The sequence below is a fragment of the Fundidesulfovibrio sp. YSD1 genome (assembly GCF_055397115.1).
The window spans coordinates 801,598-815,937 of the sequence record NZ_AP043666.1 but is presented as its reverse complement, the minus strand read 5'-3'; the positions used below and the strand labels follow the sequence as shown (position 1 = coordinate 815,937).

Genomic DNA, 14,340 nt, shown 5'->3' with positions numbered 1-14,340 from the left:
GATTTATTTGTCGAAGATCTTGTCGATCTTCTGGCCGAGCGTCTCGGCCGTGAAGGGCTTGACGATGTAGTTGGACACCTTGGCCTGCACGGCCTCGATGATGTTCTCCTGCTGGGCCTCGGCCGTGACCATGAGGAAGGGCATGGTGGCGAACTCCTCGCTTGCGCGCACCTTGCGCAGAAGCTCGATGCCGGACATCTTGGGCATGTTCCAGTCGGAGATGACGAACTCGATCCTGTCCTTGTTGAGCGTCTCCCAGGCGGTGGTGCCGTCGTCGGCCTCGATGATGTTGGTGAAGCCGAGCTGGCGCAGGATGTTCTTGATGATGCGGCGCATGGTGGAGAAATCGTCCACCACGAGTACGCGCATATCTTTGTTGTAACTCATACCGCTCTCCTTTTGCGAGCCCGCCTGGGGCCTGGTGTGCCGTGCCGCCCTATCCGGGCGTGGCGTCATGCGTCCACGATGCCGTACTGGGCGTGAAACTTGGACCGCAGCTTGGCCAACGCCTGCGAATGCAACTGCGAAACCCGGCCCTCGGTGATGCCCATGACCTCACTGGTTTCGCGCATGTTCAGTTCTTCCACGTAGTAAAGGGACAGTACGAGTTGTTCCCTTGGTGTCAGTTCATCAATAAGCAGCGCCAGTTTGTCAACGATTTCTTTGAGCGCCGCCGATTTGTAGGGTTCGTTGTCCAACTGCTGCTTGAACGAGGTGAGGTTCTCGGTGATGGCGTCCAGGCTCAGGCAGAGCTGGCTCTGCATGGCTTCCATGGCCTGGGCGACCTCCTTGTGGCTCATGCCCGTGGCCTCGGCGAGCCGCTCCACGGTCGGGGTCTCGTCGGAGACGGCTTCCATGCGCCGGATGGCGTCGTCGACGACGCGCACGCGGTGGCGCTGGCCCCGGCTGAACCAGTCCAGCTTGCGCAGCTCGTCGAGCATGGCGCCCTTGATGCGCGATTCCGCGAAGGTCTCGAATTTGATGCCGAGTTCGGGCTTGAAGCGCCCCAGCGCCTCCATGAGCCCCAGCGCCCCGGCGCTGACCAACTCGCCGAGCTCCACGCTGGGCGGGAGCTTGGCCTTGAGCCTAAGCGCCAGGAGCTTGATCTTCGGCGAGTAGTGCCGGACGATCTCCTGGCGTTCCTGGGCCGAGAAGTCCTGCCAGGGCCTTGCTCCGGCTTCGAAGCTAAGCCACGGACTGCTCTTGGAAGAGGAGTTTTTTCCAGAAGAACTTGATGTTTCCATCCAGGTGCGCGTCGCTGTCCCAGGTGGTGATTTTTCGGGCTATCTCCGCGATCTTCAGGCTCGCCGGAGCCTCGGCCGCCATGTGGCAGACGGGCACCTGCTTGATCACCGCCTGCCGGACCGAAGGATCATGAGGGATAAAATCAACAAAATCCAGAGAAATTCCATCGAGGAAGTGGTCGCAGGCGGCGTAGAGCTTGCCGAACACCTGTTTCGCGGCCTTCTCGCTCGGGGCCATGTTCACCACCACGCGGAAACGGTTCACCGCGTGGCTCGTGTGCATCACCTTCACCAGCGCGTACGCGTCGGTGAGCGAGGTGGGCTCCGTGGTGAGCACCAGCAGCCGCTCGCGCGCGGCCAGGTTGAAGTAGAGCACGTTGTCGCTGATGCCCGCGCCCGTGTCCACGATGAGGTAGTCGATGCGGTCTTCCAGGTAGTCCATGGCCTCCAGCAGGTCGAGCTTCTGGCCCGTGGAGAGCGAGAGCATCTCGGCCACGCCCGAGGACGCGGGCAGGATGTGGAAGCCGAAGGGCGTCTTGTAGAGCACCTTCTTCAGGCTCACGCCCTTGTGGAACAGATGGAAGAGGTTGAGCTCCGGGGCCATGCCGAGGAGCACGTCCACGTTGGCCAGGCCCAGGTCCGCGTCCAGGAGGACCACCCGCTTGTTCATCTTCGCCAGGCTGACGGCGAGGTTGACGGAGATGTTGGTCTTACCCACGCCGCCCTTGCCGGACGTGACGGAGAAGACCAGGGGGAGATTGGATGGCATAGATGTGTTTTCCGTTTACGCGGCCTGCTCCACGTTCTGGCTGTTGGATCCGGCTCCCGGCATCTGATGGGAGAACACCAGCCGCCACAGCGCCTGGGACTCGGCCTGGACCATGGCCCCGGCCACTCCCGGGCCGAAGGACAGGGCGGAAGCGGGCAGGCCGGTCATCTGGGCCGCGTTGACCAGGCTTCCGAAATTACAGGCTTCGTCGAGTTTCGTCCAGATGATGCTTTTCACCAGGGGGGAGCGGTACTGTTCCCAGAGCGTGCGGTAGTGCGCGGGGGCGAAGTGGGGGGGCAGGGCCAGATGAACGGCCACGTCGTCGCGCAGGGCCAGGCTGCGCTCGGCCAGCCACTGGCCGAGGGACTCGGCGCGCGGCAGCGACGGAAGGTCCACGAAGATCACGTCAAAGTTCCGGCATGCCAGCAGAACCTTGATGAAATCCTCGGGCTCCGGGGCCTCGGCGTAGGTCAGGCCGGAGAGCTCCGCGTAGCGCTTGAGCATGGCCTTGCCGCCCACGCCCCGGCCGTCGCAGTTGAGGATGCCGATGCGTTTCGACGGGTCGGCGCGCTTGGCGGCCACGGCCATGCGCAAAAGCACCGTGGTCTTGCCCACGCCCGTGGGGCCGGTCACGATCTGGAACTTCTCCTGGAACTGGGCCGTGGGCTTCACCTTGACCACCTTGCCGAGCTCCGCCAGGAGCGACACTCCGGGGCCGGAAGCCAGGCGGCGGTACAGGCCCAGGCGGATGGACTCGTCCACGCCCTCGCGCTCCAGGTACTCCATGGCCACTTTCTGACGCGGGGAGAGGCTGTCCAGGTTCATGTGCGGCTTGAGGAGGGCGGCCAGGTGGCCCTTCATCTCGTCCCATTCGCGCTCCCAGCCGCTTGACGGGCTCTTGGCGCGTCCGGTTTCCGGCAGGGCCTCGTCGCCTCCGGCCTGGCGGTCGAGCCCGGGCTCCACGGCGGCCATGATCTCGCAGACGGTCCTGCCGTCCTCCTTCCTGGTCTGGTTGGAGAGGATCACGGCCTCGGGGCCCAGTTCCTTCTTGATCCGGGCCATCACCTGGGCGGCGCTTTCGCCTCTGAACGTCTTAACCCGCATGGTTCATTCCTATGGTTGCGAGTGAATGCAGCCTGATCTCGGCCGGGATTTCCGCCTGCGAGATCACCGGCAACGTCGGGAGGAACCTATTCAAGAGTTGGGCCAGATGGGGCCGGGACATGGGGGAGACGAGCAAAACAGGCTGGCCTTCGCTGATCACGGCCCGCTCCATGTTCTGGTTCAGGTTGGCGATGAGGTTCTGGGCCGCGCCCGGGTCCATGGCCAGGTAGGAGCCGTGGTCGGTGTGGCGGATGGATTCCTGCACCAGGCCCTCCACGGTGGGGGCCAGGGTGAAGATGGGCAGGGTGGCGTCGCTGGTCAGGAAAGGCTTCACGATGGAGCGGCCCATGCGCGCGCGCACGTACTCGGTGAGCTGGTCCGGGTCCTTGGTGGCCAGGCCGTAGTCCGCCAGGGTTTCGACGATGGTCAGCATGTCGCGCACGGACACGCCCTCGCGCACCAGGTTCTGGAGCACCTTCTGCACCTGGCCCAGGGTGAGCACGCCGGGCACCAGTTCCTCCACGGCCTTGGGGGCGCGCTTGTGCAGGTTGTCCAGCAGGGCCTGGACTTCCTGGCGGCCCAAAAACTCGTGCAGGCTGCGGCGGAAGACTTCCGTGAGGTGGGTGGAGATCACGGTGGCCGGGTCCACCACGGTGTAGCCCGCCAGCATGGCCTCCTCCTTGGAGGCTTCGGGTATCCACAGCGCGGGCAGGTTGAAGGCGGGCTCGCGGGTGTCCACGCCCTGGATGCGGTGCTTCACGTCGCCCGGGTCCATGGCCAGGAAGTGGTCGATGAGGATTTCCGCCGAGGCCACCTCGTTGCCCTTGATGAGCACGGTGTACTGCCCGGGCTTGAGCTGCAGGTTGTCGCGCAGGTGCAGCGAGGGGATGATCACGCCCATGTCCAGGGCGAACTGGCGGCGGATGGAGCGGATGCGCGCCAGGAGGTTGCCGTTCTGGTCCTCGTCCACCAGGGGGATCAGGCCGTAGCCCACTTCCAGCTCCAGGGAATCCAGGGGCAGGAGTTGCTGGACCTCCTCGGGGGTCTCCAGTTCCTTGAACGCGGGCTTCTGGTCGTCCTTGCCGCCTTCGAGGTTGTCCTGCTGCTTCTTGCTCACGCGCGAGAGCCCGTACATGAGCCCGGCCAGGATGGTGAAGGGGATGAAGGGCATGCCCGGCACGATGCCGAAGAGGAACAGGATGCCGCTGACCAGGGCCAGGGCCTTGGGGTGGCCGGTGAGCTGGGCGATGAACTCCTCGCCCATCTTGGCCTCGGCCGCGGCGCGCGACACGATGAGGCCCGCGGACACCGAGATGACGATGGAGGGGATGATGGAGACCAGACCGTCGCCGATGGTCAGGATGGTGTAGGTGGCGGCCGCGTCCTTCCAGTTCATGCCCTTCTGGAGCACGCCGATGAGGAAGCCGCCCACGATGTTGATCATCGTGATGAGCATGGTGGCTTTCACGTCACCGGCCACGAACTTGCCGGCGCCGTCCATGGCTCCGTAGAAGTCGGCCTCTTTGCGGATGGCCTCGCGGCGCTTGGTGGCCTCCTGCTCGTCGATGAGCCCGGCGTTCAGGTCCGCCTCGATGGCCATCTGCTTGCCGGGCATGGCGTCCAGGGTGAAGCGCGCGGCCACTTCCGCGATGCGGGTGGTGCCCGCCACGATGACGGTCTTGTTGAGCGAGAAGAGGATCAGGAAGACCACGACGCCGATGATGTAGTTGCCGCCCACCACGAATTCGCCGAAGGCCTTGATCACCTGTCCGGCCGCGCCCGTGCCCTCGTCGCCGTGCAGGAGGATCAGGCGCGTGGAGGCCACGTTCAGGGCCAGGCGCAGCATGGTGGTCACCAGGAGCAGCGACGGGTAGATGGAGAACTCCAGGGGCGAGCTCATAAACATGGACGTCACCAGGACCACCAGGCTCACCGAGATGGACAAGGTGAGCATCAGGTCGATGACCAGGGTGGGCATGGGCACGAGCATGACGAACAGGATGAGCACCACGCCCGCGGCCAGCATGACGTCGCCCTGCTTGGAGAACTTGGCGTAATCGAAATTCACTGCGAGCGATTTGGCCATATCTTTGACACCCGGTCGCTGCTTGCCTTGCGGGCCCCTCTCGGGGGCCCGGGCTTCAGCGTCTTCTGTTGCGGAACTTGTCCAGCTGGGCCAGCACGGCGGCCACGGCCTGGAACAGGGCCTCGGGGATCACCTCCCCAACTTCGGCATCCTTATACAATGCCCGTGCCAGGGGTTTGTTCTCCCGGACTGGCACGCCGTTCTCCCGGGCGATCTCCTTGATCTTCTGGGCCAGGTGGTCCGCGCCCTTGGCCACCACGATGGGCGCTGGCGCGAGCATGGGGTTGTACTGCAAGGCCACGGCGATGTGCGTGGGGTTGGTGATGACCACGTCCGCCTTGGGCACGTTCTTGAGCATACGCTTGCCCATGATCTGGAACATCTTCTGGCGCTGCTTCTGCTTGACCTCGGGGTCGCCCTCGGTGTTGCGCTGCTCGTCCTTGACCTCGCTCTTGGTCATCTTGAGGTTCTCTTCGTAGTCCCAGCGCGTGTACCAGGTGTCGAAGGCGGCGATGAGCACCATGGGCACCATGGTGTACCAGAGCATGGTCAGGGAGATGTCCAGCATGTAGGCGGCCAGCTGCTGGGCGTTGGCGTAGAACAGGGGCAGGAAGTTGGGGAACTCGCTTCTGAGCACCAGGAAGGGCGCGATGCCGATGGCCGCGGCCTGGGCGGCCTGGCGGCCCAGGCGGATGAGCGTCTTGGGGTCCAGGATCAGCCTTTTCACTCCCGCCATGGGGTTGAACATCTTGCCCATGTCGAAGTTCTTCCAGGGCAGCACCCACAGCTTGCCCACCTGGAGGCGCAGCACCAAGTAGGCCGTCCCGGCCAGGATGAGCATGGTGGGCAGCATCATCTTGGCCATGCGCCAGGACACGTCCTGCATCAGAATATTGACGCTGGTGGTGGTGAGCTGGGTCTTCATGCCTTCGCCCAGGAACCAGCGGAAAATGTCTTTGAGTTCGCGGTCGTAGATGCCGATGGTGTACTTGGTGGCGATCATGCCCATGAGCAGCAGCGCCAGCTTGGAGAGCTCGCCGCTCTTCGGGACCGACCCCTTCTTGCGCGCGTCGTTGCGGCGTTTCGGGGTTGCTGGCTCTGTTCTTCCCGGTTCCCTCTCGGCCATGGGCTACCTCGGGGTCCTTTGCATCACCGCCGCGAACATGGGGCCGAGCTCCGAGATGTAGTCGGCCACGAAGTGGGCCACGGCGCTGAGGGTGAGGGTCATGAACAAAAAGCCGACGCCGACCTTCAGGGGGAATCCGATCTGGATCACGTTCATCTGCGGCGCGGCGCGCGAGACCAGGGCCAGGGCCAGGTCCACCAGGAAGAGCGAGGCCACCACGGGCGCGCTTATCTTGATGGCCAGCACGAAGAGCTGGGCCGAGAAGCGCAGCACCGAGTCGGCCAGGCCCGGGTCGATGAAGAGCCCGCCCGGGGGCACCAGCCTGAAGCTCTCGGCCAGGCCGGAGAGCAGGAAGAGATGCCCGTTCATGGTCAGGAACATCAGGATGGCGCACTGGTAGAAGAGCTGCGCCGTGACGGTCTCGGAGGTGCCGGTCATGGGGTCGAGCACGCTCATCATGGCGAAACCCATGGAGAAGCCCACCATGTGGCCCCCGAACATGATCGCGGAGAAAAGAAACCGGATGATGATGTCCAGCACGAGCCCCAGCACCACCTCGCCTGCGAGCATCAGGATGATGCCCAGGGTGTTCAGCGGCAGGAGGTTTCCGGGGAAGGAGAGCCTGGGGAAGATGGCCAGGGAGAGCACCAGGCACAAGGCCCCCTTCACGGCCGCCGGGATGGGCCCGGCCCCGAAGAAGGGCAGCATGAAGACCACGATGCCGACGCGCATGATGGTCAGGAAGAAGCTGAAGAAGTCGACGGCCTGTACGTTGAAGATCTCCATGGCCGGTGCGTTAGCAAGACGCGGGCCAGCATGGGGGGAGGAGAATTCGCAAGGGCCGTAACCTTTCGCCCTCCCGCGCGACATACCTGCCGGGCGCGTGCGCCCGAAAGAAAACGCAGGGAAGCGCCATGAAGAAGATCATCGCCGCGCTGGCGGCGCTCGCAGTGCTCGCAGGGGCCGGGTGGTGGGGCATGAGCCGCTACGAGGCCTCCCAGGCCCCGGCCTACAGGACCGTCCCCCTCGGCCGGGGCGAGATCGTCTCGGGCGTGTCCTCCACGGGCGCGCTCACGCCCGTGGTCAATGTGCAGGTGGGCACCCCGGTGTCGGGCATCGTCAAGGCGCTCTATGTGGACTACAACTCGCCGGTGAAGGTGGGCCAGGCCATCGCCCAGATCGACCCGGCCATCTTCCAGGCCCAGGCCGACCAGGCCAAGGGCAACTACCTGAGCGCCCAGGCCAACGTGCTCAAGGCCCAGGCCACGGAAATAGACGCCAAGCGCACCCGGGACCGCTACGCGAACCTGCGTTCCCAGGGGCTCATCGCCAAGAGCGACTTCGACACGGCCGACACCGCCCACAAGACCGCCGTGGCCGCGCGCGAGGCCGCCCAGGCGGTGGTGGTCCAGGCCAAGGGCTCCTACGACCAGGCCCGGACCAACCTGGACTACTCGACCATCCGCTCGCCCGTGGACGGCATCGTCATCTCCCGCAACGTGGACGTTGGGCAGACCGTGGCCGCGTCGCTCCAGGCCCCGACCCTGTTCGTCATCGCCCAGGACCTGGCGCGCATGGAGATCGACACCAGCGTGGACGAGGCCGACGTGAGCAAGATCACAGAGGGCTGCAAGGTCAGCTTCACCGTTGACGCCTACCCCGAGGCGCGCTTCCCCGGCCAGGTGACCCAGGTGCGCAACTCGCCCGTGACCGTGCAGAACGTGGTCACCTACGTGGTGGTGGTCTCCGTGGACAACGCGGACCTGCGCCTGAAGCCCGGCATGACCGCCAACGTGACCTTCGAGGTGGCCCGCAAGCAGTGCGACCTGGTGGCCCCCAACGCGGCCCTGCGCTTCAGGCCCCGCGACGGGCAGGAACAGGCCCAGGCCCCCCGGGGCGCGCGCGAGGGCGGCGCCCAGTCCCAGGCGGGCAAGGAGTCCGCCGGGGACAAGCGCGTCTACGTGGCCGGCCCGGACGGCAAGCCCAGGGCCGTGCGCGTGCGCACGGGCATAGCCGGGGACCGCGAGACGGAGATCTTCTCCAAGGAGCTCAAGCCCGGCGACCAGGTGATCGTCGAGCAGCTGGGCGGCAAGCGCAGGGCCGACTCCGGCCCCGGCCCCATGGGCCCGAGGTTCTGACCATGGCCGACGTCGTGGTGCTGCGCGAGGTGCGCAAGGCCTACCTGGTGGGCGGGGAGCTGGTGGAGGCGCTCAAGGGCGTGTCGTTCTCCGTGGGCGCGGGGGAGTTCACGGCCATCATGGGCTCGTCGGGCAGCGGCAAGTCCACGTGCATGCACATCATGGGCTGCCTGGACACACCCACCTCCGGCGACTACCTGCTGGACGGCCAGAACGTGGGAGGGCTTTCGCCAAACGAGCTGGCCGACATCCGCAACCGCAAGCTGGGCTTCGTGTTCCAGGGGTTCAACCTGCTCAGGCGCACCACGGCGCGCGAGAACGTGGAACTGCCCCTGGTCTACGCCAAGATCCCGGCCAGGGAGCGCAGGGAGCGGGCCATGGCGGCCCTCGAGATCGTGGGCCTGGCGGAGAGGGCCAACCACGCCAGCAACCAGCTCTCGGGCGGGCAGCAGCAGCGCGTGGCCATCGCCCGGGCCCTGGTGAACGACCCGGCCCTGATCCTGGCCGACGAGCCCACCGGCAACCTGGACTCGGCCATGAGCGAGGAGATCATGGGCGTCTTCGCCCACCTGAACGCCAAGGGCATCACCATCGTCATGGTCACCCACGAGCCGGACGTGGCCGCCAGCGCGGGCAGGATCATCACCTTCAAGGACGGCCGCGTGATCGCCGACACCGCCGCCAAGGCGGGGGAGGGCGGGCCGTGATAGAACTGCTGTTCTCCCTGGACATCGCCCTGCGGGCGCTTCGCGCCAACAAGATGCGCTCGTTTCTGACCATGCTCGGCATCGTCATCGGCATCGGCGCGGTGATCGTCATGGTGGCCCTGGGCTCGGGCGCGTCCAAGCGGGTCAGCGAGCAGATCGCCACCATGGGCAGCAACCTGATCCTCATCCTGCCCGGCACCACCACCAGCGGCGGCATCCGCGCGGGAATGGGCTCGCTGCCCACGCTCACCGACGGCGACGTGAAGGCCCTGCGCGCCGAGTGCCCCTCCATCGCCCTGGTGGCCCCCACCGTGCGCGGCACGGCCCAGGTGGTCTCGGGGAACATGAACTGGTCCACGCTCATCCAGGGCGTCACCCCGGAGATGTTCGCCATCCGCGAGTGGGAGGCCGAGGCGGGCAGGACGCTCTCCCAGGCGGACGTGGACGGCGCGCTCAAGGTCTGCGTGCTCGGGCGCACCGTGGCCGAGACGCTTTTCGGCGACCAGGACCCCGTGGACAAGGTGGTGCGCATCAAGCAGGTGCCCTTCACGGTGGCCGGGGTGCTCACGGCCAAGGGGCGCTCGCCCCAGGGCAGCGACCAGGACGACGTGGTCTTCATCCCCATCACCACGGCGGTGCGCAAGATCATCGGCTCGCCCCTGCCCAACACCGTGGGGGCCATCCTGGTCCAGGCAACGGGCGAGGACCGCCTGGACGCGGCCCAGCAGGAGGCCACGGAACTCCTCGACCAGCGCCACCGCATCGGCCCGGCCAAGGAGCGCGACTTTTCCGTGCGCAACCTGACGGAGATACTCGAGGTGGCGGAGCAGTCCTCCAGGATCATGTCCATGCTGCTCGGAGCCGTTGCCTCCATCTCGCTCCTGGTGGGCGGCATCGGCATCATGAACATCATGATGGTCTCGGTGGTGGAGAGAACGCGCGAGATCGGCGTGCGCATGGCCTTGGGGGCCAGGCCGCGCCACGTGATGCTTCAGTTCCTGGCCGAGGCCGTGCTGCTGACGCTCTTCGGAGGGATCGCGGGGATCGTTTTGGGAGTGGCGTCGGCCGTGGCCGTGTCCGCCCTGTTCAACTGGCCGGTGCTCGTCTCGCGGGAGGCCATCGTCGTGGCCGTGGCGTTCTCGAGCGCCATCGGGGTGTTCTTCGGCTACTACCCGGCGCGCAAGGCGGCCAGGCTCGACCCCATCGAGGCCCTGCGCCACGAATGACACGCCCGGGCCGGGCCGTCAGGGCAGGTGCTTCCTGGGGTCCACGGGCGCGCCGTGCAGGCGCACCTCGTAGTGCAGGTGCGGGCCGGTGGAGCGGCCTTCCTGGCCCACCGCGCCGACGGCCTCTCCGCGCTCCACCTTCTCCCCGGCCTTCACTTCCAGGCGCTGCATGTGCGAGAACGTGGTCACGTAGCCGCCGCCGTGGTCCAGCACCACGGCCAGGGTGCCCTCGGCGTCCTCGCCCGCGAAGGTGACGCCGCCCGGTGCGGGGGCGCGCACTGGGGTTCCGGCCGGGGCCATGATGTCCAGGCCCTTGTGGAACTCCTCCTCCCCGGCGAAGGGCGAGAGCCTGGGGCCGAACTCGGAGGAGACCACGCCCTTCACGGGCCAGGCGTCCGGGATGTGGCCGAAGGCCGGGGGGCCGCCCGCGTAGAGCGCGTGCAGGGCGTCGCCGCGCAGCACGGCCAGGCGCACCGGGCGGTTCAAGGCCCTGATGAACGCGGCCTGCACCTCCATGCGCGCGAGCAGTTCCTTGGGGTCGGGCCTGTCGCCCTGGCCCTCGTCCAGCCCCTGGGCGGCCTTCTTGGCCTCCTTGTCCAGGCGGATCATCTCCCTGAGCTTGCCGTCGGCCTCGCGCAGCCGCGAGACCCCGGACTCGATGTCCTGGGACTTCTCGCCCAGGCGGTCGATCACCTTCTGGCGCGCGGCCCTGGAGCGGGAGTGCTCGTCCAGCTCGTCCTCCAGGGCGGGCCTGTTCAGGCTCGCGGCCAGCCACCAGGCGTTGGCCGCCGCCACCAGCGCGAAGGCCGCCAGGAGCGCCAGCAGGAGGCGCTTGCGAGGGGCGACGCGCCTGTAGTGGTTGTCGCTGTCGCGGAAGACTTCTATGAGCGGCGGCTTGGGCATGGGGTTCCGGTGGGCGCAAGGGGTTTCGCGCCGGGGCGCGCGAGGCCTCGAGGGCGGAAAGCTAGGCCTGGGGCTGGCCGGTGTCAAGCTGCCAGCGGGTGAGCGCGCCGAAGGCGTTGGCCTGGAAGCGCCTGTCCCGGGCGTACATCTCCTTGAGCCAGGCCTCGAAGTCGGAGCGGCGCGTGTTGCCCGCCGAGGGGCAGGGGTTGGCCCAGATGGGAAGCTTCCACTGCCGGGCCGCGCGCTTGATGTGCTCCTTCTCCACGGTGATCATGGGCCTGATCATCCGGAGCCTGCCGCCGAAGAAGGGTTCCGAGGCGCTCAGCCCCTGCACGCGGCCGGTCTGGAAGAGGTTCATGAAGAACGTGGTCACCAGGTCGTCGGCGTTGTGGCCGATGGCCAGGTGCGTGAGGCTGTAGCGCTCGCAGAGCTGGAAGAGCCGGGTGCGCCGAAGCATGGCGCAGTAGAAGCAGGCCGAGGCCTTGCGGTTCTCGGGGGAGTGGGCCCTCGGGCCGTGGTCGGTGGTCTCGGCGTGCAGGGCCACGCCGTGGTCCGCGCACCAGTCGCCCAGGGGCGCGTGCGAAGCGGGGTCGAACCCCGGGTTCACGTGCAGGGCCAGCACGTCGAAACGGAAGGGCACGATGCGCTGGCGCAGGCGCAGAACGTTCAGGAGCACGAAGCTGTCCACGCCGCCGGACACGGCCACGCCCACCCTGGCCCCGGGCCCGAGCATCTCCAACTGCCGCATGACCTTGCCCGCCTGGCCCACGCAGACCTTCTGGGCGTAGGTGGCCTTTTCCTCTCGGACTCGTCTGAATTGCATGGGCGGGCCTCTAGCTCAAGGCCGCGCGAACCTCAAGCGCGATCCGGGGGCGCGCCCGTCATTGCCCCCCGGGGCAGCCCTGGCGCAGCTTGAGGCGCTCCATGGCCTCCTCGTGGCGGCGGCGGTCGTCCTCGTTTGCGAGGATCAGGCCTGGGACCGGGGTGGGGCGGCCGTCCGTGCCCATGCCCACGAAGGTCAGGTAGGCCGAGGCCGTGTGGCGCACCTCGCCGGAGAACAGGTTCTCGGACTCCACGCGCACCCCGATCTCCATGGAGGTGGTGCCCACGCGGTTCACCTGGGCCTTGAAGGTCACGAGTTCCCCCACGCGCGACGGGGCCAGGAAGCTCACGGAGTCGATTGCCACGGTCACGGCGTTGCCCCGGCAGTGGCGCATGGCGGCCATGGCCGCGGCCGCGTCGATGTGCTTGAGGATCACGCCCCCGTGGATGGAACCGTAGGGGTTGGCGTCCTGGGGGAGCATGGCCACGGAGAGTTCGGTGCGGCTGGCCGCCGGGGGCTTGCCAAGTCTGGGGGGCTGTTCCATACCGTCCGTCTAACACCTTGCCGGGTGCGCGCGCAATCCCGGCGGACCCGAGGAGGAAGAGGGCATGGACCACGCCGCCGGCGCCTGCTGCACCCTGGAATTCGACGGACGGCGCTGGAGCGCTTCACTCACGGCCCGCCTGCCGGACAGGCCCGGGGCCCTGGCCGGGCTCGCCGGGCTGGCCGGGGACCGGGGCGTGAACATCGACAGGCTCCTCTACGACCGGGGCCGCGACCCCAACAGGGTGGAGCTCGCGCTCTCCTGCGAGAAGGCGGCCCTGGCGGGCGAGGCCCTGGACGCCATGGCCGCGTTCGGCTTCCTGGGCGGGCAGGCTGGGGGCGAATCCGGCGAGGAGCCCCTGTCCATCACGGACATGTCCGGGGTGCTCAGCTTCAAGGTGGCCCTGGCCGACAGGCCCGGCCAACTGGCCGCCCTGGCGGAGCTCTTCCGGGAGCTCGGGGCCAACGTGATCCACATGCGCTACGATCCGGCCGAGTCGCCCGGCATGGTGGAAGCTTCCGTGGCCACCAGCGGGGCGGCCCAGGTCTCGGACCTCCTGGGGGAGCTCACCCGCTCCGGCTACCACTACCATGTGCTCTGGCGCGGCGGGGAGGACTCGGACGTGGACGAGGTGCTCGGCATCTCCGGCGTTGAGGCGTTCCTCTTCAAGCTCCGGAGCGTGCTGCCGCCCGAGCGCATGAACACCCTGGAGGACCTCTTCAGCACCTCGCGCGCGGTGCGCCAGGCCCTGGCCGAGTTCCGCAGCGCCTCCGGGGCCACGGGCGAGACCCTGGCCGCCTCGGAGGTGTTCTCCAACATCCTGCGCCTGGCCGCCCTGGCGCTGGGCAGCACGGGCGAGCGCTTCACCCCGCGCCTGGCCGGCCCCGTGCGGCTTACGCCCAAGGTCAGCCTGTACATGCTCTCCTGCCCCGAGGGGGCCAACAGCTACGTCCTGCGCCACCCCGGCGGGCTTTGCATGGTGGACACCAACTTCGGCGTCTACTTCGAGGACGTGGCCGCCTGGCTCGCCGCCCACGGCTTCGACCCGGCGGCCACCACGGCCGTGCTGGCAACGCACCCGGACGCGGACCACGCGGGCTGGGCCGGGCCCATCCAGGAGCGCTACGGGGCGAAGGTGTTCATGCACCCGGACGCTGCCCTGGTCTTCGAGCGCGAGGACCGCACCCTTGGCCGGGGGCCGCTGCACGGCATCAACAGGCCCTTCACCAGGCTGGTCTGCCGGCTCTCCGGCATGGTCGCGCCGAAGAGCATCGAGCCGTTCGAGCAGGCCTCCGGCGAACACGGGGGCTTCAAGGTGATCGGCAAGGTCACGGTGGCGGACCTGGAGCTTCTGGCCCTGGAGAGCCTGGGCGGGCACGCGGCCGGGCAGGTGTTCTACTTCAACCCGGAGCGGGGTTTTCTTTTTTCCGGGGACTATCTGCTGGACGCCGCGAGCCTGTCGCCGCGCGAGCGCGACGCGCTCTCGGTGCACAAGTCGCTTTTGACCAGCACCAACACGGATTCGGCGCTCTTCGGCAGGGAAATGGGCATGCTCAAGGCGCTCATGAACGAGACGGACGCGCGCCTCAGGCGCGAAGGGGGCAGGGCCATGGTCTTCCCCGGCCACGGCGACTTCTACGCCGTGGAGCAGGCGGGCTGGTAGGGGCGGG

General features: G+C 67.4%; 14 protein-coding genes. 4 read left to right on the top strand and 10 right to left on the bottom strand.

Features of this window, described 5'->3' with window-relative positions:
- Positions 1-3 precede the first annotated feature (3 nt).
- The 7 genes from ACZ5V4_RS03800 to fliR form a co-directional block, all read right to left on the bottom strand.
- Positions 4-387: a chemotaxis response regulator CheY gene (locus tag ACZ5V4_RS03800; RefSeq protein WP_464316846.1), complete on the bottom strand. Its 384-nt coding sequence runs from the start codon at positions 385-387 to the stop codon at positions 4-6.
- Between the two features lie 65 nt (positions 388-452).
- Positions 453-1,244 carry a FliA/WhiG family RNA polymerase sigma factor gene (locus ACZ5V4_RS03795; RefSeq protein ID WP_464316845.1) on the bottom strand — a complete coding sequence of 264 codons (792 nt, stop codon included), beginning with the start codon at positions 1,242-1,244 and terminating at the stop codon, positions 453-455.
- On the bottom strand, positions 1,186-2,013 hold the full coding sequence (locus ACZ5V4_RS03790; RefSeq protein WP_464316844.1) for a MinD/ParA family protein: 828 nt from the start codon (positions 2,011-2,013) through the stop codon (positions 1,186-1,188). Before ACZ5V4_RS03790 ends, ACZ5V4_RS03795 begins: the two co-directional genes overlap by 59 nt.
- Positions 2,014-2,028: 15 nt before the next feature.
- On the bottom strand, positions 2,029-3,117 hold the full coding sequence (locus tag ACZ5V4_RS03785; protein ID WP_464316843.1) for a flagellar biosynthesis protein FlhF: 1,089 nt from the start codon (positions 3,115-3,117) through the stop codon (positions 2,029-2,031).
- Positions 3,107-5,203 (bottom strand): flagellar biosynthesis protein FlhA, encoded by a 2,097-nt coding sequence (flhA, locus tag ACZ5V4_RS03780; RefSeq protein WP_464316842.1) that lies wholly within the window; start codon positions 5,201-5,203, stop codon positions 3,107-3,109. The genes ACZ5V4_RS03785 and flhA overlap by 11 nt, the downstream gene beginning before the upstream one ends.
- 55 nt (positions 5,204-5,258) lie before the next feature.
- Positions 5,259-6,329: a flagellar type III secretion system protein FlhB gene (gene flhB, locus ACZ5V4_RS03775; protein ID WP_464316841.1), complete on the bottom strand. Its 1,071-nt coding sequence runs from the start codon at positions 6,327-6,329 to the stop codon at positions 5,259-5,261.
- Between the two features lie 3 nt (positions 6,330-6,332).
- The gene (gene fliR, locus ACZ5V4_RS03770; protein ID WP_464316840.1) at positions 6,333-7,115 is read right to left on the bottom strand and encodes a flagellar biosynthetic protein FliR; all 783 of its coding nucleotides are present in this window, start codon (positions 7,113-7,115) and stop codon (positions 6,333-6,335) included.
- Between the two features lie 128 nt (positions 7,116-7,243).
- Between fliR and ACZ5V4_RS03765 the strand changes: the two genes are divergently transcribed.
- The 3 genes from ACZ5V4_RS03765 to ACZ5V4_RS03755 are packed head-to-tail and all read left to right on the top strand — an operon-like array spanning position 7,244 to position 10,400.
- Complete coding sequence (locus ACZ5V4_RS03765; protein ID WP_464316839.1) at positions 7,244-8,467, top strand: efflux RND transporter periplasmic adaptor subunit; 1,224 nt, start codon at positions 7,244-7,246, stop codon at positions 8,465-8,467.
- A 2-nt stretch (positions 8,468-8,469) separates the two neighbouring features.
- The gene (locus ACZ5V4_RS03760) at positions 8,470-9,174 is read left to right on the top strand and encodes an ABC transporter ATP-binding protein (protein WP_464316838.1); all 705 of its coding nucleotides are present in this window, start codon (positions 8,470-8,472) and stop codon (positions 9,172-9,174) included.
- Entirely contained in the window at positions 9,171-10,400 is a 1,230-nt protein-coding gene (locus tag ACZ5V4_RS03755; protein WP_464316837.1) for an ABC transporter permease, read from the top strand. The genes ACZ5V4_RS03760 and ACZ5V4_RS03755 overlap by 4 nt, the downstream gene beginning before the upstream one ends.
- Before the next feature lie 18 nt (positions 10,401-10,418).
- On the opposite strand, the gene ACZ5V4_RS03750 is transcribed toward ACZ5V4_RS03755, so the two are convergent.
- From ACZ5V4_RS03750 to ACZ5V4_RS03740, 3 genes are all read right to left on the bottom strand, one after another.
- Entirely contained in the window at positions 10,419-11,303 is an 885-nt protein-coding gene (locus ACZ5V4_RS03750; RefSeq protein WP_464316836.1) for a M23 family metallopeptidase, read from the bottom strand.
- 61 nt (positions 11,304-11,364) lie between these two features.
- Positions 11,365-12,126: a tRNA lysidine(34) synthetase gene (locus ACZ5V4_RS03745; protein WP_464316835.1), complete on the bottom strand. Its 762-nt coding sequence runs from the start codon at positions 12,124-12,126 to the stop codon at positions 11,365-11,367.
- 58 nt (positions 12,127-12,184) lie between these two features.
- On the bottom strand, positions 12,185-12,670 hold the full coding sequence (locus ACZ5V4_RS03740; protein ID WP_464316834.1) for an acyl-CoA thioesterase: 486 nt from the start codon (positions 12,668-12,670) through the stop codon (positions 12,185-12,187).
- Between the two features lie 64 nt (positions 12,671-12,734).
- Here ACZ5V4_RS03740 and ACZ5V4_RS03735 point away from each other — a divergent pair, with 64 nt between their 5' ends.
- On the top strand, positions 12,735-14,333 hold the full coding sequence (locus ACZ5V4_RS03735) for an MBL fold metallo-hydrolase (protein WP_464316833.1): 1,599 nt from the start codon (positions 12,735-12,737) through the stop codon (positions 14,331-14,333).
- Positions 14,334-14,340: the final 7 nt, after the last annotated feature.

Bases quoted from the DNA above. Each gene is read 5' to 3' on its own strand.
- ACZ5V4_RS03790 (WP_464316844.1), bottom strand. From the start codon at position 2,013: ATGCCATCCAATCTCCCCCTGGTCTTCTCCGTCACGTCCGGCAAGGGC.
- ACZ5V4_RS03750 (WP_464316836.1), bottom strand. From the start codon at position 11,303: ATGCCCAAGCCGCCGCTCATAGAAGTCTTCCGCGACAGCGACAACCAC.
- ACZ5V4_RS03740 (WP_464316834.1), bottom strand. From the start codon at position 12,670: ATGGAACAGCCCCCCAGACTTGGCAAGCCCCCGGCGGCCAGCCGCACC.
- flhA (WP_464316842.1), bottom strand. From the start codon at position 5,203: ATGGCCAAATCGCTCGCAGTGAATTTCGATTACGCCAAGTTCTCCAAG.
- ACZ5V4_RS03745 (WP_464316835.1), bottom strand. From the start codon at position 12,126: ATGCAATTCAGACGAGTCCGAGAGGAAAAGGCCACCTACGCCCAGAAG.
- ACZ5V4_RS03735 (WP_464316833.1), top strand. From the start codon at position 12,735: ATGGACCACGCCGCCGGCGCCTGCTGCACCCTGGAATTCGACGGACGG.
- ACZ5V4_RS03795 (WP_464316845.1), bottom strand. From the start codon at position 1,244: ATGGAAACATCAAGTTCTTCTGGAAAAAACTCCTCTTCCAAGAGCAGT.
- fliR (WP_464316840.1), bottom strand. From the start codon at position 7,115: ATGGAGATCTTCAACGTACAGGCCGTCGACTTCTTCAGCTTCTTCCTG.
- ACZ5V4_RS03765 (WP_464316839.1), top strand. From the start codon at position 7,244: ATGAAGAAGATCATCGCCGCGCTGGCGGCGCTCGCAGTGCTCGCAGGG.
- ACZ5V4_RS03760 (WP_464316838.1), top strand. From the start codon at position 8,470: ATGGCCGACGTCGTGGTGCTGCGCGAGGTGCGCAAGGCCTACCTGGTG.
- ACZ5V4_RS03800 (WP_464316846.1), bottom strand. From the start codon at position 387: ATGAGTTACAACAAAGATATGCGCGTACTCGTGGTGGACGATTTCTCC.
- ACZ5V4_RS03785 (WP_464316843.1), bottom strand. From the start codon at position 3,117: ATGCGGGTTAAGACGTTCAGAGGCGAAAGCGCCGCCCAGGTGATGGCC.
- flhB (WP_464316841.1), bottom strand. From the start codon at position 6,329: ATGGCCGAGAGGGAACCGGGAAGAACAGAGCCAGCAACCCCGAAACGC.